Source organism: Phaeospirillum tilakii (assembly GCF_042683125.1).
GTDB lineage: Bacteria > Pseudomonadota > Alphaproteobacteria > Rhodospirillales > Magnetospirillaceae > Phaeospirillum > Phaeospirillum tilakii.
Genome location: NZ_JBHUIY010000140.1, coordinates 1 through 500, shown reverse-complemented (window position 1 = coordinate 500; position 500 = coordinate 1). Strand labels below are relative to the sequence as shown.

At 74.6% G+C, this 500-nt stretch carries 1 protein-coding gene; it reads right to left on the bottom strand.

What is annotated here, in order from left to right:
- A partial coding sequence (locus ACFSNB_RS18865; protein ID WP_377319372.1) for an NAD(P)/FAD-dependent oxidoreductase occupies positions 1-500 on the bottom strand: 500 nt, incomplete at both ends.

Sequence of the window (500 nt, the reverse complement as noted above, 5' to 3'; positions counted from 1 at the left end):
CGATCAGCGGCGCGTCCAGCCCCGCCACCAGCCGGGCCATCGAATGGCCCACGGCCGGCGCCTGCTGCATGCCATGGCCCGAGAAGCCGCAGGCCGTGAACGCATTGGCCCAGCCGGGCAGCCGGCCCGCCAGGCCGTTGTGGTCGAAGCTGTTCATCTCGTAATAGCCCGCCCAGGCCGAGCGCAGCCGCAGCGCTTCCAGCGCCGGCACCCGGGCCGCCAGCGTGGGCCAGAGCAGGTCTTCGAACAGGCCGTGGTCGATGGCGTCCAGCGGCAGGTCGTCGGCATCGTCACCGCGCGGCGGGCCGCCGGCCAGCAGCAGCGCGCCCTCGGTGCGGAACCAGAAGCCGCTCGGGTCGATGACCAGCGGGCAGCCGGGCAGGGCGGCCGGCGTCTCCAGCACGAACACATCGCGCTTCTTGGCCCGCACCGGCAGCGGGCAGCCCAGCGCCTCGCCCAGCGGTGCGCTCCAGGCGCCGGCGGCGAGCACGAAGGCATCG